Origin of the sequence: Marivita sp. S6314, from assembly GCF_023015985.1 — a bacterium.
Lineage (GTDB): Bacteria > Pseudomonadota > Alphaproteobacteria > Rhodobacterales > Rhodobacteraceae > Marivita.
In genome coordinates, this window is record NZ_JALKAO010000002.1 from 271,521 (window position 1) to 288,764 (window position 17,244).

Annotated in this window: 21 protein-coding genes; 12 read left to right on the forward strand and 9 right to left on the reverse strand. The window is 58.0% G+C overall.

Going from position 1 to position 17,244, the window contains the following annotated elements:
- Position 1: 1 nt before the first annotated feature.
- The 3 genes from MWU54_RS05715 to MWU54_RS05725 all read right to left on the reverse strand — a co-directional run bounded on the left by MWU54_RS05715 (position 2) and on the right by MWU54_RS05725 (position 1,714).
- Positions 2-424, reverse strand: coding sequence for a hypothetical protein (locus MWU54_RS05715; protein ID WP_247081433.1), 423 nt, complete (start codon positions 422-424; stop codon positions 2-4).
- Positions 425-439: 15 nt separating this feature from the next.
- Entirely contained in the window at positions 440-877 is a 438-nt protein-coding gene (locus MWU54_RS05720; protein WP_247081434.1) for a DUF2383 domain-containing protein, read from the reverse strand.
- 105 nt (positions 878-982) lie between these two features.
- The gene (locus MWU54_RS05725) at positions 983-1,714 is read right to left on the reverse strand and encodes a Crp/Fnr family transcriptional regulator (protein WP_247081435.1); all 732 of its coding nucleotides are present in this window, start codon (positions 1,712-1,714) and stop codon (positions 983-985) included.
- Between the two features lie 79 nt (positions 1,715-1,793).
- Between MWU54_RS05725 and MWU54_RS05730 the strand changes: the two genes are divergently transcribed.
- The gene (locus MWU54_RS05730) at positions 1,794-2,168 is read left to right on the forward strand and encodes a hypothetical protein (RefSeq protein ID WP_247081436.1); all 375 of its coding nucleotides are present in this window, start codon (positions 1,794-1,796) and stop codon (positions 2,166-2,168) included.
- Here MWU54_RS05730 and MWU54_RS05735 read toward each other — a convergent pair.
- Entirely contained in the window at positions 2,165-2,455 is a 291-nt protein-coding gene (locus tag MWU54_RS05735; protein ID WP_247081437.1) for a hypothetical protein, read from the reverse strand. The two genes, MWU54_RS05730 and MWU54_RS05735, sit on opposite strands and share 4 nt — an antisense overlap.
- Before the next feature lie 120 nt (positions 2,456-2,575).
- On the opposite strand from MWU54_RS05735, the gene MWU54_RS05740 reads away from it, so the two are divergent.
- The 3 genes from MWU54_RS05740 (at position 2,576) to MWU54_RS05750 (ending at position 5,802) form a co-directional block, all read left to right on the forward strand.
- The gene (locus tag MWU54_RS05740) at positions 2,576-2,746 is read left to right on the forward strand and encodes a DUF1328 domain-containing protein (protein ID WP_247081438.1); all 171 of its coding nucleotides are present in this window, start codon (positions 2,576-2,578) and stop codon (positions 2,744-2,746) included.
- Between the two features lie 67 nt (positions 2,747-2,813).
- On the forward strand, positions 2,814-4,157 hold the full coding sequence (gene gdhA, locus MWU54_RS05745; RefSeq protein WP_247081439.1) for an NADP-specific glutamate dehydrogenase: 1,344 nt from the start codon (positions 2,814-2,816) through the stop codon (positions 4,155-4,157).
- Positions 4,158-4,170: 13 nt separating this feature from the next.
- On the forward strand, positions 4,171-5,802 hold the full coding sequence (locus MWU54_RS05750) for an acetolactate synthase large subunit (protein WP_247081440.1): 1,632 nt from the start codon (positions 4,171-4,173) through the stop codon (positions 5,800-5,802).
- Between the two features lie 176 nt (positions 5,803-5,978).
- On the opposite strand, the gene MWU54_RS05755 is transcribed toward MWU54_RS05750, so the two are convergent.
- The gene (locus MWU54_RS05755; protein ID WP_247081441.1) at positions 5,979-6,788 is read right to left on the reverse strand and encodes a response regulator; all 810 of its coding nucleotides are present in this window, start codon (positions 6,786-6,788) and stop codon (positions 5,979-5,981) included.
- Between the two features lie 96 nt (positions 6,789-6,884).
- Here MWU54_RS05755 and MWU54_RS05760 point away from each other — a divergent pair, with 96 nt between their 5' ends.
- The 7 genes from MWU54_RS05760 (at position 6,885) to MWU54_RS05790 (ending at position 12,432) form a co-directional block, all read left to right on the forward strand.
- Positions 6,885-7,058, forward strand: a complete 174-nt coding sequence (locus MWU54_RS05760; protein ID WP_247081442.1) for a NepR family anti-sigma factor — start codon at positions 6,885-6,887, stop codon at positions 7,056-7,058.
- Entirely contained in the window at positions 7,048-7,599 is a 552-nt protein-coding gene (locus MWU54_RS05765; RefSeq protein WP_247081443.1) for an RNA polymerase sigma factor, read from the forward strand. The genes MWU54_RS05760 and MWU54_RS05765 overlap by 11 nt, the downstream gene beginning before the upstream one ends.
- A gap of 64 nt (positions 7,600-7,663) precedes the next feature.
- Entirely contained in the window at positions 7,664-9,316 is a 1,653-nt protein-coding gene (locus MWU54_RS05770) for a sensor histidine kinase (RefSeq protein ID WP_247081444.1), read from the forward strand.
- The gene (locus MWU54_RS05775; protein ID WP_247081445.1) at positions 9,306-10,781 is read left to right on the forward strand and encodes a phospholipase D family protein; all 1,476 of its coding nucleotides are present in this window, start codon (positions 9,306-9,308) and stop codon (positions 10,779-10,781) included. Before MWU54_RS05770 ends, MWU54_RS05775 begins: the two co-directional genes overlap by 11 nt.
- Positions 10,782-10,892: 111 nt before the next feature.
- Complete coding sequence (locus MWU54_RS05780) at positions 10,893-11,843, forward strand: YihY/virulence factor BrkB family protein (protein ID WP_247081446.1); 951 nt, start codon at positions 10,893-10,895, stop codon at positions 11,841-11,843.
- 106 nt (positions 11,844-11,949) lie between these two features.
- Complete coding sequence (locus MWU54_RS05785; protein ID WP_247081447.1) at positions 11,950-12,195, forward strand: hypothetical protein; 246 nt, start codon at positions 11,950-11,952, stop codon at positions 12,193-12,195.
- 39 nt (positions 12,196-12,234) lie between these two features.
- Positions 12,235-12,432 carry a CsbD family protein gene (locus MWU54_RS05790; RefSeq protein WP_247081448.1) on the forward strand — a complete coding sequence of 66 codons (198 nt, stop codon included), beginning with the start codon at positions 12,235-12,237 and terminating at the stop codon, positions 12,430-12,432.
- A 378-nt stretch (positions 12,433-12,810) separates the two neighbouring features.
- Here the strand turns inward: MWU54_RS05790 and MWU54_RS05795 are convergent, their stop codons facing one another.
- Complete coding sequence (locus MWU54_RS05795) at positions 12,811-14,175, reverse strand: ISNCY family transposase (RefSeq protein ID WP_247081449.1); 1,365 nt, start codon at positions 14,173-14,175, stop codon at positions 12,811-12,813.
- Positions 14,176-14,343: 168 nt separating this feature from the next.
- Between MWU54_RS05795 and MWU54_RS05800 the strand changes: the two genes are divergently transcribed.
- Positions 14,344-15,366 carry an IS110 family transposase gene (locus MWU54_RS05800; RefSeq protein WP_247082186.1) on the forward strand — a complete coding sequence of 341 codons (1,023 nt, stop codon included), beginning with the start codon at positions 14,344-14,346 and terminating at the stop codon, positions 15,364-15,366.
- A gap of 545 nt (positions 15,367-15,911) precedes the next feature.
- Here MWU54_RS05800 and MWU54_RS05805 read toward each other — a convergent pair.
- Genes MWU54_RS05805 through MWU54_RS05815 form a run of 3 tightly spaced genes read right to left on the reverse strand, consistent with a single transcriptional unit; the run spans position 15,912 to position 17,244 of the window.
- Positions 15,912-16,472, reverse strand: a complete 561-nt coding sequence (locus MWU54_RS05805; RefSeq protein ID WP_247081450.1) for a hypothetical protein — start codon at positions 16,470-16,472, stop codon at positions 15,912-15,914.
- Positions 16,473-16,490: 18 nt separating this feature from the next.
- Entirely contained in the window at positions 16,491-16,952 is a 462-nt protein-coding gene (locus MWU54_RS05810; RefSeq protein ID WP_247081451.1) for a hypothetical protein, read from the reverse strand.
- Positions 16,930-17,244: a hypothetical protein gene (locus MWU54_RS05815; protein WP_247081452.1), complete on the reverse strand. Its 315-nt coding sequence runs from the start codon at positions 17,242-17,244 to the stop codon at positions 16,930-16,932. The genes MWU54_RS05810 and MWU54_RS05815 overlap by 23 nt, the downstream gene beginning before the upstream one ends.

Sequence of the window (17,244 nt, forward strand, 5' to 3'; positions counted from 1 at the left end):
TTTATACCCCCTCGGTCCCGGAGAGGTGGTTCATCCACGGATCATCGTCGCGGTCGACGTGACGCGGCGATGCCTTCAGGAAACGGGCGGCGGCAAAACCGGCCAGTGCAGCCCCTCCGAGGAACAACAGCGGGTTGTTCCGTGCGAAGACGGCGACATCATCGGCCAAACCTTCGATGGACCGCTCCTGAAGCGATTGTGAAAACCCCTCAAGACCCTGCGCCAACTGCCCCAAGGCAATGGCCTGCAAGGACCCCTGGTCAAACGTGTCGGCCGCGTTCTGCGCCGCGTCAGCGGTTTGCTGCGTTTCGTCCAGCACGCGGTCCTGAATGTCCTCTGCGGTGTCCTGCACCACGGTTTTCGCCTGCTCTTTCGCCGTGTCTGCGGCGGTGCGGGCGTGATCGCTGATCGTTGTCTTGGTCATCGTGAACTCCTGTTTTCAGGCTGCAGCGTCAAGCGCCTTGATTTCTTTCGACAGCGCCTGGCGCTGTTTGGCGATCAGATCGGAAGTCGGATCGTCCTGACGAAGGTCTTCGAGCGCGTCATCATAGGCCGATAGTACGCGCTGTTCACCGCGCTGGACCGCATCCAGAACATCGTCATCAAGCCCACCAATCATGTCACGAAAGCTGACAACCGTTTTATGCACGGCCCCCATCGCGGTCCCCGATGTATCGGGCGCGTCACCGCGCGCGGACATGGCGTCCTTCAGCGCGACCAGATGTTCGGCATGCAGGTCGGCAATGGGTTTCACATGCTTGCGCAGATCCGCGTCACCACGCGACAGCATGACGTCATAGCCTTCGCCCACATCAATTAAAGTGTCGACAAGCCGTTGAAGGTTTTCGGTTTTTCGCATGTCGTCCAAGCGGGTCATAGCCACCTCCTTACGTTTCCACTTTAACGCGGGCAGAGGTGTATTGGTTCCCGGGACCTTTGCGGCCAAGGCGGATTTCGTCCCTTTGACCTGCCCGACCGCGCCCTAGATCAGCGGTCGTGGCAATGGCTTCGTATCCGGACCAATCTGTGCCAGACGCGCCAGCTCAGCAGGTTTCGGCACGATCAGGCGACCATCCGTCCAATCCGCGACGCCGTCATCGCGCAGCTTGCCCAATGTCTTGTTGGTATGCACAAGCGACAACCCCAGCGCATCGGCGAAATCCTGTTGTCTGTACGGCAAGGGAACCCCATCGTTCCGTGCCAGACGCAATGCTGTCAGCCGGGCAAAAAACCGGTGCAACAGCCATGCGATCTTGCCAATTGCCTCCAACTGCCCCACGGCGGTCAGCGCTTCACCCAGCAAATGCTCTTCAGTCGCTGCCAGATGTGTGAGATCAAACGCCCGCGCGGGCTGCGATTTGAACAGCGACCAAAGCTCGGACCTGTTGAAGACGCACAGCGTCATGAGCGTGGTCGATTCAACCGTGTGCTGCATTTCGCCCATCACGCCGCTTTGCAGCCCGACGAAATCCCCCGGCAAGACAAAACCCACGACCTGCCGATCCCCGTCAGGCACCGACTTGTACCGCACCCCCATGCCGCTCAAAACGGTATAAAGCTGTGCCGAAGACGCGCCCTCTGCCAGGATCTCCGACTTGGGTTCGGCCACCAGTTCGCCGGTCTTGAACCGCTGCAGGAACGCAAGCTCCTCTTTCGTTACATCATCGAACATTGGAAGCGCGCGGAGTGGGCAATTGTCACATTTAATTGTCATGTTTTCCGTTTCGCTATGTCACAGTTTAATGAACCAAACTACCGGACATGAGAAGGTGCTGCACAAGCAGGAGTAACTCATGACTGACAGTTTCTGGCTGGAAGATGCGCAAATCGTCATTTTGACCGACAGCCCCATTGAAGGCATGGACATGGCGGATATGGCGAACGCCAACGGTCACGGTCCGTCGCTTCTGCTGCGGAAATCGGGATCGTTGGTGACGCTGATGACCGAGGGAGAGGTGCGTCCGCGTCTGGTGATCATCGGGAGGTCCCTGACCCGCGGCGAGACCGAAGCGTGTATCTCAGCCTGCAACGCATCTGGTGCCGCTGTGGTTCTGATCGACAATGCGGATGTGGGCGGCGTCGTGGACACCGCCCTCAAGCTAAGCAGACCCTTCACCTTGGACGATTTGCAACTGGCATTCAGACACGCGCACTTAAGCTCGGTTTAATCCCGCCCGCGAAGTGCCATTCCCAGCAGGACGCCAACCCCAACAGCCCCGATAAGCGCCGCAGTCGGGTTTTTCCGAACGGCGGCGATTGCGCTGTCCTGGACGGTTTCAATCGCATGTTGCGCCTCTTCCATGGCCTTCTCGCTATGAACACGCGCCTGTTCGGTTGTTGTGCCGACGGCATCGGTAGCAGCTTCAACGAATTTTTCGGCCTTGTCGCGCAGCGCCTCTTTGCCAGCGCCATTGTTTGTGGTGTCGGGCTGAGAGTGGGTAATCGTATTCGACATTGTAGCCTCCTGCGTGTGTGATTTGACTGCCCAACACGCAGCACACCGAAAAAGTTCCTTGGAACCTTTACCCTCCACCCACGTTGTTCGGTCAATCGAAACACTTGACGGAGAAAACACATGCTTTACTGGGCAATTCTGTTTCTGGTCGTCGCCTTGATTGCGGCCCTCTTTGGATTTGGCGGCATTGCGTCTGCATCTGCAGGCATCGCGCAAATCCTGTTCTTTATCTTCATCGTGCTCTTTATCGTCGCGATGGTGGTACGCGCCCTGCGCGGACGCTCACCCTAAACAATATCAACTTTTCATACGCCGGAGCGCCATCGCTCCGGCGTTTTGACGTTTTAAAGGAGCTTTCATGAACCGCCGCGACGCGCTGACCCACGCCTTTCTAAGTGACCTTCCCTTTGATACCGACAGCCATCCCAACCTTGTGCAAGCCGTCGAAGATATTGCCCGGGCTGTACTGACCGTTGAAAAGAACAACGCCGATTTTGCTGCGGCCCGCGTGCTGCGCCGGCTTGTTGATCCGGACCAGATCGTGTCGTTCCGCGTCGCTTGGGAAGACGCCAATGGCGAGGTGCAGGTCAACCGGGGCTGGCGCGTTCAGGGTTCGCAGGCCATCGGACCCTACAAAGGCGGGCTTCGCTTTCATCCGTCGGTCAACGAAGACATCCTGCGGTTCCTTGCCTTTGAGCAATGCTTCAAGAACGCGCTGACCGGCCTGCCGCTCGGCGGCGCGAAAGGGGGGTCCGACTTTGATCCAACGGGCCGGTCCGAGGCCGAAATCATGCGGTTTTGCCAGGCCTTCATGCGCAAACTTGCCCCCTTCATCGGACCTGACCGCGATGTGCCTGCAGGCGACATCAACGTAGGCCCGCGCGAAATCGGCTACCTGTTCGGCGCATGGCGCGAACAGGCCGGGATTTACGGCGGCGCGTTAACCGGCAAAGGTCTGTCTTATGGCGGATCCGAGATGCGGGTCGAAGCGACAGGTTTTGGCGTGGTGTATTTCACCCAACACGCTCTGGCCGAACAAAACACATCGTTCGACGGCAAACGCGTGGCCATTTCCGGAAAAGGCAACGTGGCCACGCATGCGGCGATCAAGGCGATTGATCTGGGCGCACGGGTGGTCGCCCTGTCCGATACTTCGGGTGCCTTGATTTGCGAAGACGGGCTGTCCCACGACGCCGTGCAATGGGTTCAGGCGCAAAAGGCACAAGGCGCGGGAATTGATACCCCACCCGCCGCCTATTGCGCGACGTTCAAACCCGGCGCGACGCCGTGGGACACCGAACCCGACATCGCCCTGCCCTGCGCCACGCAGAACGAACTGGATGGCGACATGGCGCAAACCCTGATCGACGGGGGATGCCTCTGTCTTGCCGAAGGCGCGAACATGCCGCTCACCGATGACGCCGCAACCGCGCTGCGCGAGGCGGATATCCTTCATATCCCCGGCAAGGCCGCCAATGCAGGCGGGGTCGCCGTCAGCGGTCTCGAAATGAGCCAGAACAGCCACCGCAGGTTCATGGACGCCGACACCGTCGACTCGGCCCTGCAATCCATCATGACCGACATTCACACACGTGTTGCCGAGGAAGGCCGCAATGGGGACCGGATCGACTATGTCACCGGGGCCAATATTGCAGGCTACCGACGTTTGGCAAAAGCCATCGTCGCCCAAGGCATTCTTTAATCACAGGATTCATATGACCCAGTCCCGCACCGGCGCTGCAGCCCTTCTTGAAGCTTTATCCGCCCAAGGCATCACCACCGTTTTTGGTGTTCCCGGCGAAGAAACCACCGATCTCATGACCGCCATCCACGACAGCGATCTGGACTTTGTCCTGTGTCGCCACGAACAGGCGGCGGCCTTCATGGCCTCTGTGCATGGTCGCATCAGCGGCACACCTGCGGTTTGTCTGGCGACGCTGGGACCGGGGGCGACCAATCTGGTGACAGGTGTGGCCGATGCCCATCTTGATCACGTCCCCCTGATCGCCATCGCAGGTCAGGCCGCACGCGGGCGGCTCAAACGCGAAAGCCATCAGGTCATTGATCTCGAAGCGCTGTTTGCGCCCGTGACCAAGTTCAGCCGCACGCTGATCACCGCCGATGACATTCCCGCCTCAACCGCCGAGGCCGTGCGCCGTGCCACCCACGAAAAACCCGGTGCCGTGCATCTGTGCCTGCCCGAAGATGTGGCGGCGGAAACGACAGATGCACCGATCATTCCCGCGACACCGCAACGGTTTGGCCGGCCTCATCAGGACAGCCTGTCAGCCGTAAGCGACCAGATGCGCCGCGCAAAACGGCCCGTTCTGATCGCAGGGGCCGGTGTCCTGCGCGGCGACGCCGTCGACGCCGTGCGACGCTTTGTGGATGCAACCGCCATGCCACTGGCCACAACCTTTATGACCAAGGGTATTCTTGCACCCGATCACCCGCAAACGCTGTTCACCGTGGGCCAGCCCGAGGACGACATCATCGATCTGGCGCTTGAAGCCGCGGACCTGATTGTCACCGTCGGCTTTGACCCGATCGAATACGCGACATCCAACCTGACCCAAGGCGACACACCCGTTGTCGCCCTCTCCCTGACCCCTGCGCCGCTCGACAGCGGATGGCACATCGCCGCCGAAGCCGTGGGGGATCTGACGCAGGCACTTGATGTCCTGGCCGACACTCTGGACGACATCACATGGGATCCCTGCCCAACCTTCGAAGCCGTGCGCGACGGAATGCGCCGCCACCTGTCGCGGACCGCCGGATCGTCGCGTGACGGCGCGGTGTCGCCGCATGATCTGTGCGCCGCGATTTCGAACACCATCCGCGCGGAAGACACGGTGCTGTCCGGCGTTGGCCTGCACAAGCTCTGGATCGCCCGACAGGTGATCGCGAAACGCGCGGGACAGGTGATCGTGCCCAATGGGCTTGCCGGAATGGGCCTCGCCCTGCCCGGAGCCATCGCCGCCGCACGGCTTCAGGACCAGGGCCGCGTGTTGGCGATCTGTGGCGACGGCGATGTGATGATGAACATTCAGGAAATGGAAACCGCCGCGCGGCTGGGCCTACGCCTGACGGTGATGGTCTGGGAAGATGGCGGGTACGGTCTGATTGATGAACATCAGGAGGACGCGCATCCGGAGTTCAGTTTCAACAATCCGGTTTGGTCAAAACTGGCGTCGTCCTTTGGCTGGACACATGCCCATGCCGCGACGCTTGAGGAGGTACAGGAACTGCTGCGCTCGGGCCTGACGGCTGAAGGGCCGACGCTTGTGTCCGTGCGCGTCGATTATGCGTCCAATGGCGGCATGCCGACGGCCAAACTGGCGGCATAACGGAACGGAACGCCTTTGGCGCGAGGCGACCAGCCCCGCGCCCACCCAGAGTCGGGCGCAGCTCTGTGATTATTGCTGATTAATCGGGAAAACCCATGTCCTCAGAGAAGTCACAGGTGTCCAGATCGAACCACTGTTCGCAATTTAAGGGGCAGCGAACACTGCCCCTTTTTACTTTATACCTTCAATGTCTCGGTTGACGAAAAGAACATCGCTTGGCTGACAGCCGAGCGGACCTGATCCTCGGTGTACGGCTTGGAAATCAGGAACGCGGGTTCCGGCCCCTCGCCCGTCAACAGGCGTTCCGGGAAGGCGGTGATGAAAATCACCGGAATATCCGGCGCATCCGTCAGGATCTTGTTCACCGCGTCCACACCGCTTGAATTGTCGGCCAACTGGATATCGGACAGGATCAGATGCGGCGTTTCCTTCTCGAACAGCTCCAATGCGTCGGTTTCCGTCCGCGCCACGCCGGTGACCTGATGGCCCATCTCTCCGACAATGGCTTCAAGGTCCATGGCAATGATCGCTTCGTCTTCGATAATCATCACTTTGCCCGAAACGGATTTCGCCATTTCCTTGTAGGCGACATCCACAAGTTCGCGCACTTCCTCGACGGACCGGCCCATAACGGTGGCCACATCGTCATGCGACAGCTCTTCAATCGTGTGCAGCAACAGCGCCTCGCGCGTGTCCCGCGTCAGACCGGCAAGATGCTTGTACGCGCGATTTCTCACGCCGCCCTCTTCCGGTTCGAACTGGCCACCGCTGGTCGACCAGATGCTCTGAAACACCTTGTACAGTGCCACGCGCGGCGACAGGCCCTCTTCGAACAGGCTCAGATCGGCGAGGATCGCCTCGAGTGTCAGGATGGCATAGCGGTCCCCTTCGTCCTGCGAACCCGTCAGCGCGCGCGCGTAGCGGCGCAGGTACGGAAGGTTTTCGCCGATGCGATCTGAGATCTCAGCGGATCCGGTGATAGTCATGATTGGAACTCCCTCGAATTTTTTTTCCCACATCGGGAACCAAACGCACAAAACCGCGTTAGGTTCCAAGTCGACAACAGTTTTCACGTGAGAAAAATGAACCAACATAAATCAAGATCAAGTTTCTCAGACGATATAGAGGCAAATTTAAAGCGCGCCTTCGATGAGGTCAGCCGCGAAGAAGTGCCGGATCGGTTCACCGATCTTCTGGCCCAGCTTCGTAACGCCGAAAAGTCGAAAGCGTCGCAGGAGTCCCGCAATGACGATTGAACCCCGCGATGAGCTGGTCGAGCATCTGGGGGCCATGCGCGCATTCGCCATGAGCCTGACCCGCAATTCCGCGTTGGCCGATGACATGGTGCAGGACGCACTGGTCAAGGCCTGGACGAAAATCGAAAGTTTTGAACCGGGCACCAACATGCGTGCGTGGTTGTTCACAATCGTGCGCAACACCTATTATTCGCACCACCGCAAGGCGCGTCGCGAAGTGGCGGATGTAGATGGTGTGATGTCCGAAGCCGTGGCCCAGAAACCCGACCATGACGGACGTCTGCAAATGCGCGATTTCAACACCGCATTTGACAAATTGAACGACGAACAACGCGAAGCGCTGGTGCTGGTTGGCGCGGCCGGGTTTTCCTATGAAGAAGCTGCCGAAACCTGCGGCGTGGCCGTGGGCACCATCAAAAGCCGGGTAAACCGTGCACGGGCGCGTCTGGCCGAACTGATGTCCATCGACGAAGACGATGCGATTGAAATGACCGACAGCGTCACCGCAGGCATTGTTGCAGCACAAAAAAACGTCGCTTGACCCTAACTCTATGACCATCGCGCAGTTTTTGCCCAAACGTCTGATCACAAGGCTGGTGTTACTTATGACACTGGCCTTGCTGCCGCTTGGGTTAATCTCCATCTGGCAAACCCGCGTGGTTGTGCAAGAGGCCGAAGCGGTGTCTCGCGCTGCGCTGCTGGCACAGACCAAGGAAGCCGCGGATCAGGAACGCCGCCTTGTTCAGCAGGCGCTCGGCGCCGCCGAAAGCCTGGCCAGCATCGTGACGTCACTGGACGACACGCAATGTAATGCCGCGATGCAAAACATGGTCAGATCCAGTCCGATATACATCTTTGCCGGGTTCCTGCCCCGCAATGGCATCATGACCTGCAGCACGAACGGGGCGCCCATCGACCTGTCGCAAATGCCGGATTTCGAGACAGCGATCCAACGCGAAGGGCCCTTTGTCGAAGTCAACTTACAGGGAGCGGTGACAGGACGACCGGTTGTGATCGTATCCCAGCCGGTGCAGGGGCCTGCCGGCCTTCTGGGGCGCGTGTCGATTTCGATCCCGCACACCCTGGCGCTAGAGACCGCGGGGACCGAAATGATGGGTCTCAAGGTGGCGTCCTTTAACTCCGAAGGCGATCTGATCGCCGCGACGCTGGGCTCTGATGACAACGATGGGTATCTGCCTGCAAACATGGATCTGAAAGACCTCGCTTTAAGGACGGGTGAGACGTTCCGATCCAAGTCGAGGGACGGGCGCGACAGGCTCTTTGCCGTTGCACCCTTGGTGGAAGACACGCTGTTCCTGGTGGGAAGCTGGCCCGTCAGCCCGACGTTCGGAGGCAGCAACGGACTTTCGTCGATCGTACCGATCCTGTTCCCCGCGTTGATGTGGCTCACCGGTCTGGGCGTAGCAGTTCTTGGCGTTCAACATCTTGTTCTGCGGCATTTGCGTGAACTGCGCTCTGGGATGCGGCAGTTCGCCTTGGGCACGCGCGAACCCACGCCGCTTGATCTAGACAATCCACCGCAGGAATTCGAAGAAGCCCAGCGCGCGTTTAACCGCATGACGCTGATCCTGTCCGAGGCAGAAGCACGGCAGGAAACCGATCTGCGCGACAAGGAGGTGTTGCTGAGAGAGGTCCACCACCGGGTCAAGAACAACCTGCAACTGATCGCGTCGATCATGAACATGCAGATGCGGCGGGCCACCACCACCGAGGCAAAACAGCTCTTGTCGGGCCTTCAACAGCGCGTGCGCGGGCTCGCAATGCTGCACCGAACCCTTTATACGACGACGGATGTCACCACGATTGACAGTGAGGATCTGATCAACACCGTTGTTGCGGATGCGTCGAACCTGATCCCGGATCACCAGATGGAGGTCGAGACCGATCTGGTCTCGTTCCCGCTCTATCCCGATCAGGCCGTGCCGTTGTCGATGATGATCGCCGAAGCCCTGACCAACGCATTCAAGTATTCATCGTCCGCCGAAGGGGCCGATCCGGTGCGCGTGGTTCTTGAAGAGCACGGCAACAACGTCGCGCGATTGATGATCACCAACCCCGTTGGCGACCCGGACGCGATCCAGCCAGATGGCCCCGGCGACGGGCTTGGCTCGCAACTGCTCAAGGCCTTTATTCGCCAGTTGGACGGCACCGCGCATTCGGGCGTGCGCGGCGACCAGTTCGTGTTCGAAATCACCTTCGAGCGCCGAAATTTCGAAAGTGACGCCGATGCCGCATGATTTCGAAGTTCTCGTGACAGCCGAAGAGGCGTGGCCCGCGTTTGAAAAGGCGATTCTCAACGCGAAATCCGAAATCGTCGCCGGGTTTCGCATCTTCGACATGCGCACCAAGCTGCGCTCTGCCGAGGCTCGCGCCGTGGGTGACGATTGGTTCGATCTGCTGGCCCATGTGGTGTCCAAAGGTGTGCATTTTGAACTGACGGTCAGCGATTTCGACCCCGTGGTCGGCACCGCGCTGCACGAACTGGCCTGGATGACCGTGCGCCAGGGCGTGGCGCTGGCCGAAGTCACCCGCGATACGCCGGGCCGCGTGTCCGTGACCGCCGACATGCACGCCGCCAAGGCGGGCGGCCTGCCGTGGCTGACCTTTCTGCCCAATGTGCTGAAACGCCGGAACGCCGCGCTGGCCGATCTGTCGCCACAGGAACTGGAACGTCAGGCTGTCCGCCTGCGGTCTGACGATCTGCCCGGAATGAACACGGTCACCCACCATCAGAAACTGGCGGTGATCGACAATGATCTTCTGTATATCGGCGGGCTTGATCTGAATGAACGGCGCTGGGACACGAAAGACCACGATCTTCCGGCAACGGAAACCTGGTCGGACGTGCAAGTCCTCATGCGCGGCCCCGAAGTGGCCGAAGCGCGCGCGCACCTCAAGACATTTGCGCAGGCCTGTACCGGCAAACAGCCCCCCTCCGCTGCGCGCCATCTCAAACGCACCCTGTCCACACCGCGGCGCATCCAGTTCCCGTTCCTGTCGCCACGCTCGGTCCTGACCGAGATCGAAGACGCGCATCTCAAAGCCTTTGCCCAGGCCCGGCACCTGATCCACATCGAAACCCAATACGTACGCTCGACCCCGATTGCCGAAGCGCTGGCCGAGGCGGCACAGAAAACGCCCGACCTGCGTGCGATTATCATTCTGCCCGCCCTGCCCGAGGCGTTAACGATCGAAGACAATGACGGTCTCGACACGCGCTACGGCATGGCCCTGCAGAACACCGCGCTTGAGACCATCCGAAACGGATTTGGCGATCGCCTGACGCTGACAACACCGGTGCGTCCGGTGCTTGCGGATCGCACCAGCGCGCTGACGCTTTGCGGCTCGCCGACGATCCACGTCCATAACAAAGTGCTGGTTGTTGACGACACCTATGCGATGATCGGGTCCGGCAATCTCAACGGCCGCTCCCTGCGCTGGGACACCGAGGCAGCAATTGACACGACGGACCCGGAGCGCGTGGCCCATACCCGCCACAAGCTCTGCCAGCATTGGTGGTTCGACCCCCTGTCCCCCGACGCGTTGTCGATCACGTCCTTGCAGCAACACTGGCAGAGCAGCATCTCCCGAAACGGCGTGGTCCGCCCCGAAAACCGCACCGGGTTCCTCGTGCCACACGATCTGCAAAACCACGCAGATCTCGCCCAACCCTTGCCCGGCGTGACCGAGGATATGGTGTAAATCACCCGCCAAATCCGGCTGGGCCAGCACGCACTCCCATGCGCGCCGCCGGAACCAAACCGGCCCGTCATCGGTTACCTCCCAAACCGACGTTGCAACAGGGAGAGCACCATGACCCGTGGACGCACCGCCACGCGACCATCCGAGATTCCAGCCAAGGGCCTTCTGGACGTCGCCATGCGCATCTGGAACAGGCAAGGCACCGCCAACCTTGGCCTGATCGCCGCCGGGATCGCCTTTTACGGCCTCCTCTCGCTGTTTCCGGCCATCACATCCGGCGTCGCCTTGGCGGGATTGTTCATGGAACGCAACGTGATCGTAGAAAACTCGTCCGAATTTGCCGCCGTGCTGCCCAACGCCGCACAGGACATCATCCTCGGCCAAATGCGGGACGTAGCGTCCGCCGACGAAACCGCGCTTGGATTTGCCGCCCTGTTTGCGCTGGCGCTCGCGCTGTACTCGGCCTCCAAGGCCATCGCCAACATGATTTCCGGGCTGAACATCGTCTATGAAGAACACGAGGACCGCGGTTTTCTCAAGCTCAAGGCGCTGACCCTCGGCCTGACCGCATTCACGCTTGGCTCGCTGATCCTTGCCCTGGGTGTCGTCGCCATCCTGCCCGCCATAGCCGCCTTTGTCGGTGTGACGCCGTTCCTGTCCGACCTGATCCTGCTGGGACGCTGGCCGCTGATGTTCTGTGTCGGCGTCGCCTGTATCGCCGTCCTGTATCGCTACGGCCCGGACCGACGCGCCGCCAAATGGCGCTGGCTGACACCGGGGGCCGTGATCGCCTGTCTGCTATGGGTCGCAGGCAGCATCGCGTTCAGCACCTATGTGCAGTCCTTTGGCACTTATAACGAAACCTTCGGCGCCCTGGGCGGCGTGATCGTGCTGCTCACATGGCTGTGGCTGTCCGCCTTCGTTGTGCTTCTCGGGGCTCTTCTGGATGCCGAACTCGAAGCCCAAACCGCCCGCGACAGCACCATCGGCGCACACCGCCCGCTTGGCGAACGCGGCGCATACAAGGCCGACAATCTGGGCGACGCACGCAGCGACGCCTGACCCCCACGCGCGTGCAGCGCCAAATCAAAATGTCGGGGTTTTCAAGAAATTCCGGGAACCCCACGCACCTCAAACGGGTTTGTCTGTCAGAAGAAGGAGACTTGTTATGAAAATCGGAATTGCCATCGCAGCCGTTATCGCCGCCATCGCCGTCGCCTTTGGCGTGTACATGATCGACATCGACCAGACCCAGCAGGCCGAACTGCCAGAGGTCAACATCGAAGGCGGCCAATTGCCGGAATTCGACGCGGAAATGGGCGATGTGACCGTCACCGAAGAAGAGGTCACTGTGACTGTTCCGTCCGTCGAGATCACACCGCCAACCGAAGACGAAGACATCGCATCGAACTAACGCAATTCGAATCCCACGTAACTCAAAAGGAGACATGTCATGGACCAAGATCGCATTGACGGCAAATGGACAGAAATCAAAGGCCAACTGCGCGAATCCTACGGCGACCTGACCGATGACGACATCGAAGAAGCCAAGGGGGACCGGGAACAGTTGATCGGAAAGCTTCAGCAAAAACTGGGCGAAACCAAGGACGACGTCCGCGACACGATCGATCGCATTTTGGCCAAGATTTAAGCCACCGTGCCCGAACACCCCGCGCATCCCAAATGCGCGGGGTTTTTTGCGCCTACCCAGCAGCGCATCGCGGATGTCGCTGAGGGGAATCAGCAGAGCCCGCGCGCCGAGGGGTAATACACTTTTGAGGACATCAGAATAATGGCGGAGACGAAGTCCTACGAATATTTCTCGTAATTATTTGTTATATAGAGCATCTATACTCAAATGAGAATTTCATACCACACAATGCACCACACCGCATGAACGACTTGCCTGGCTTCGAGATTGGCACGATGTGAGCGATATGTTGCAACCAAGTAGAAATGTCACCCGGTCCGCAAAGTAGAAGTGTCACCAAGGGCGATGACGGGAGCAAAGCCTGACAGGGCGGAGACCTCAGCTATCGCAGCCCTGGCTGGCTTTGCGTTCGGCGATGCGTTTGCGGTCAGCCAGTGTGTTCCAGCCCGTGTTCCGACGCCCAGTCTTTTTGTAATTATTCTTCGCGCTGATTGGTTTGACCTTCGGCGGAGACGCGGCTTTCTCCTGCTCGTTCTTGATATGCGCCAGCACAGCGCTGAGGTGTTTGTTCTCTGTGATCGCTGCGTGGGTGACCCGCTGCTGATGCGGGTCGAAGATGCTACAGGGCACGGCGACGCCTTTGGCGCGGACCTGAATACGCCCGTCTGGCATCTCGTACACGTCCACGTACTTGCCGACGAGACCGCGCGTCAGGTTGTTGACCTCCAGCCGGATGCGCTTGCGGTCGTACTTCAGCGTCAAATCCTTGGTGACATAGCGTTTGTCGCGCAGACAAAAGACTTCCGCGAGGCGATCCGGCTCGATGTTCAAAGCGCGATGCAGGTTATCTGGCTTGGCGGGTGCCCTTGCAAACTTCGCGTTATAGCGTTCAACGAAGCCCACCAGGAATGCGTTGCCATCTTCCATGTTGGTGATACCCGCAATGCGCAGTTCCTTGACCAACCTGTCCTGCAACGTTCGGTTCGCGCGTTCGACACGCCCTTTGGCCTGAGAACTGTTGGCACAGATGATCTCGATGTTCAGCTCAGCCAGGGCGCGTCCGAATTGGATCATGCCGGTCATGTGCTCGTTCGGTTTTGGAACGCGGAAGACGGTGTGTTTGTCGCTGTAGAACGCGACCGGGCGGCCATGCTTCAACAGATAACTTTCCAAGGCTTCGAAGTAACTGAAGGTGCTCTCGGAATTTACGAAGCGCAGTTCCATCAATGTGCTTGTCGCATCGTCAATGAAGACGAGCAGGGTGCAGGGGTTACCCCGATCTTCGAACCATCTGTGATCTGAGCCGTCGATTTGGATCAACTCACCAAAGCACTCCCGGCGCAAACGCGGCTGGTGAAATGTGCGTCGCTGCTTGCGTGACAACCAAATCCCGTCCTCGACCATCCATTTGCGCAATGTCTTGCGCGACACCTTGAGCCCATGATGTTCGGCCAGCATCTCAGCAGCCAATGTCGGCCCGAAATCCGCGTAATCCTCTTTGATGAGGCTTAGAGCATAGTCGCGCTTCGCTTTGTGGATGCGGTTGTTCGGAGGCTTGCCGCGCGCCTTATGCCGGATTGCCGATGCGCCATCCTGACGATACCGCTTCAACAGTCGGAAAATCTGCCGACGCGTCAGGTCTAACATGTTCACTGCATTATCAACCGTCAGCCGACCATCATCGACCTGCGCCAGCACCTCCACGCGGTTCAACTCGCGCGCGCTCATAATCACCCATCCCATGTCCGCTCACCCTCATTGATTTTTGAGGGCAGAGTGACATTCCTGAATTGCTCATGGGTGACATTTTAGCTTTGCGGCTACAGCGATACTTGAACCATAATGCGATGGATTGGATGCCCCTCCTGCCGGTTCATAATGGAATCGGTTGAGAAAGAAGGAGGGAAACCAATGTCGGAGCTTCATATTTTGGGCGTGGATTTGGCCAAGCGGACGTTCGCGGCCTGTGGCACGTGTAATGATGGTTATGTTATATTCAGGAAGAAACTGACCCGGCCGCAATTCGAGAAAATGCTGTCAGACCTGCCGCCTTGCATCGTTGCCATGGAAGCGTGCAGCTCGGCTCACCACTGGGGCCGCATGGCCCGCGCTGCCGGTCATGACGTGCGCTTGATCCCACCGCTTTACGTCAAACCGTTTGTAAAGCGGTACAAGAACGATGCCATTGACGCAGAGGCGATTGCTGAAGCGACCTCCCGGCCGTCGATCCGAACGGTCGCCGTGAAGGACGAAGACCAGCAAGCGCAGGCGGTGCTCGTTCGCACGCGCGAACTTTTCGTGCGGCAACGCACTCAATTGATCAATGCGGTACGTGCCCATCTGGCAGAATACGGGATCATCTTGCCCCAGCAGCGTCGCAACGGGCACGCCTTCGCATCACGCTGCCGGGTCGAATTGGACGCAGCGCCCTCTGGCGTCGCGAATACCGTGCAGGCGTATCTGCGCCAGATCGAGAGTGTCGATACGGAGGTTGCTGCGCTCGATGTGAAGATCAAGAAAGGGGCGCTGCGGAATGAAAAGGCTCGGCGCATGCAAACCATGCCAGGTATCGGCCCCATGTCAGCGATGGCCATTCAAGCCTTTTGTCCCCCGACGGAGAATTTCCGCAAAGGTCGGGATTTTGCCGCCTGGCTTGGATTGGTGCCGCGACAACATTCAACAGGCGGCAAGGAGCGGCTTGGGCGGATCACGAAAATGGGTCAGCGCGACGTGCGAAAACTCCTGATCATCGGCGCGATGTCCGTCATCAGTGCAAGCGAACGCAAAGGCCATTGCGATGATCCCTGGCTCGGCCGTATGCTTGCGAGAAGACCACGCATGGTGGTGGCCGTTGCCCTGGCCAATCGGATGGCGCGACAGCTTTGGGCAATGCTCACCAAAAGATGCGACTACGACATTCGGGCTGCCGCCTAAGTCGGCGCAGTCAGGATACCGGCAGGACTGAGAGGACGAAGGACAAGTTACGGAACACGACGATCATGAGATCGGCAGCGGGAAAACCAGGATAAAACGGCGGCCTTCGAGCCCGTTAATGTGATTGGGGCCCGCGCCTCGCATCTCCATAAGGGCCCGCCGTGCATGTCGCGGCACACCAGAGGCCGGACACATGACTGCACCCGATCAGGCGTTCCAAGACTTTGAATTCACTCACAGTAAACGGGGCATCCACACACGTTTTATGGTATGTAGATGGGTAATCGAAAGGGGAGCGCCAGACCGCGGGATGGCGACCCAACACCTGTTCGACAGCGCTTTATTGCAGCCAAGACATCTTCCGAATTTTCCAAGCACCAAGCCCAGCCAAATCGCCAGCCCTGTCGGGCGGTCTGGCGATGCCCGGGGCCTAACGGCCTGTTAACCGGGCACGGAATATAATATCTCGCTATGCGAAAACAAATTACTGCAATATCAGATTCTTAGCGAACCTTCGCACAATAATCAGGACGAGCAACGTCAGTCTACAAAGATTGAAGTCTACTCACCAATTGAGCACGTTCTGCCTGTAGTTTTGCTATATTATTCTGATCGCTTCTAGAAAACAGACCTGAAGTGATAGCATCGATTGTGCGCAGGGTCGGATCAATAAAAATTGCTTGTCCATCATTGGAGGCTGCAATTGACGTATTATATGATGCAATTTCTGCATCTATTTCGCGAATTCGACGCTCAATTCGCTGTTTTTCTGTGAGTTGTATCACTTGATCGCCAGAAGAAAGGCATGTGGCATTTCCATATGCCATTATAAGATCGCCTTGATTCTGAAACTGAGGCGTAAATTCAGCACGAACAAAACCACTTTCGATGCAGAGCTCCGTTGCACGACGTTTCGCTTTCTCTCTAGCATCCGTGGCAAATCCTGGTGCTTCAACGTAGTCTACGTAGAAGGTATTCTCAGAGATTTTACGATCTGAGTATCCGTAGGCTCTGCCGATTGCACCCTGATTACGTGGACCATAACCCTCCCATCCAGCCTCAGAACAAGCTGTCAACATAACTGAGCCCATAGTAAAAAAAATCATACTTCTCATATTATAACCTCAATAGCAGATTGGCTCTTGAATACCTGAAAGCTCATATGAACAATCACGCAAATCGCCGCTATCACATTCGCAATTTTGAGCTCGGCCAGTGGATTGCGGCTGAGTATTTGAAGAAGAGGTTGGGCGCGATTCATTAAATACAGATGCGCCTTCTCCAACAGAAGTCAAAAGATCACCAGCAGAGATTGATATTGATCCACGATTTGCCCTAGATTGCGCTTCTTTAAAGGCTGTGTTCGTTATGCGCGGTGCGCCACTAAGCTGCCTAAACTTAGCTTTTGCAATATTAGAAATTCTATCTTTTGATGAGGAAATTGGAGCCTTGGCGTTAAAATCTTCTACTGAAGGAGTATCGCAGAGTCCAAATGTGCTTTGCGCATATGCAAAATTTGCATTCAACGAGACGAAGGTTGCGAAAAAAAGCGTCTGTAGTCTACTAGAAATTATTAACTGCAGCATCGAGAAAATCCATTGAGTTAGAAACGTTCGAGCGCATCGCAGGCCATACACCAGTATATAAAGTTACTCCTGCAAAGACAGTGAAGGCAAGACCAGTTGAAGGAATAAGTGCAAAAGTTGCCGCTGCAGCTATTCCCCCTAGAACGGCTCCTTTGATCGCGCCAACCGCCAGATTGTAGCCAAAGCTACGCGCTATACCGTCGGGATCAGACAAGTTGCAATTGATTGCCAAAGCAGTTTTTGGTGAAACGAGTGCGGAAAATAGCATAAGAACTGCAACTCTTTTCTTCAT

Coding starts and splice junctions, on each gene's coding strand:
- MWU54_RS05815 (WP_247081452.1), bottom strand. CDS start 17,244: ATGAAGAAAAGAGTTGCAGTTCTTATGCTATTTTCCGCACTCGTTTCA.
- gdhA (WP_247081439.1), top strand. CDS start 2,814: ATGAACCGCCGCGACGCGCTGACCCACGCCTTTCTAAGTGACCTTCCC.
- MWU54_RS05760 (WP_247081442.1), top strand. CDS start 6,885: ATGAACCAACATAAATCAAGATCAAGTTTCTCAGACGATATAGAGGCA.
- MWU54_RS05715 (WP_247081433.1), bottom strand. CDS start 424: ATGACCAAGACAACGATCAGCGATCACGCCCGCACCGCCGCAGACACG.
- MWU54_RS05735 (WP_247081437.1), bottom strand. CDS start 2,455: ATGTCGAATACGATTACCCACTCTCAGCCCGACACCACAAACAATGGC.
- MWU54_RS05780 (WP_247081446.1), top strand. CDS start 10,893: ATGACCCGTGGACGCACCGCCACGCGACCATCCGAGATTCCAGCCAAG.
- MWU54_RS05785 (WP_247081447.1), top strand. CDS start 11,950: ATGAAAATCGGAATTGCCATCGCAGCCGTTATCGCCGCCATCGCCGTC.
- MWU54_RS05755 (WP_247081441.1), bottom strand. CDS start 6,788: ATGACTATCACCGGATCCGCTGAGATCTCAGATCGCATCGGCGAAAAC.
- MWU54_RS05730 (WP_247081436.1), top strand. CDS start 1,794: ATGACTGACAGTTTCTGGCTGGAAGATGCGCAAATCGTCATTTTGACC.
- MWU54_RS05765 (WP_247081443.1), top strand. CDS start 7,048: ATGACGATTGAACCCCGCGATGAGCTGGTCGAGCATCTGGGGGCCATG.
- MWU54_RS05800 (WP_247082186.1), top strand. CDS start 14,344: ATGTCGGAGCTTCATATTTTGGGCGTGGATTTGGCCAAGCGGACGTTC.
- MWU54_RS05750 (WP_247081440.1), top strand. CDS start 4,171: ATGACCCAGTCCCGCACCGGCGCTGCAGCCCTTCTTGAAGCTTTATCC.
- MWU54_RS05775 (WP_247081445.1), top strand. CDS start 9,306: ATGCCGCATGATTTCGAAGTTCTCGTGACAGCCGAAGAGGCGTGGCCC.
- MWU54_RS05810 (WP_247081451.1), bottom strand. CDS start 16,952: ATGCTGCAGTTAATAATTTCTAGTAGACTACAGACGCTTTTTTTCGCA.
- MWU54_RS05740 (WP_247081438.1), top strand. CDS start 2,576: ATGCTTTACTGGGCAATTCTGTTTCTGGTCGTCGCCTTGATTGCGGCC.
- MWU54_RS05805 (WP_247081450.1), bottom strand. CDS start 16,472: ATGATTTTTTTTACTATGGGCTCAGTTATGTTGACAGCTTGTTCTGAG.
- MWU54_RS05770 (WP_247081444.1), top strand. CDS start 7,664: ATGACACTGGCCTTGCTGCCGCTTGGGTTAATCTCCATCTGGCAAACC.
- MWU54_RS05725 (WP_247081435.1), bottom strand. CDS start 1,714: ATGACAATTAAATGTGACAATTGCCCACTCCGCGCGCTTCCAATGTTC.
- MWU54_RS05795 (WP_247081449.1), bottom strand. CDS start 14,175: ATGGGATGGGTGATTATGAGCGCGCGCGAGTTGAACCGCGTGGAGGTG.
- MWU54_RS05790 (WP_247081448.1), top strand. CDS start 12,235: ATGGACCAAGATCGCATTGACGGCAAATGGACAGAAATCAAAGGCCAA.
- MWU54_RS05720 (WP_247081434.1), bottom strand. CDS start 877: ATGACCCGCTTGGACGACATGCGAAAAACCGAAAACCTTCAACGGCTT.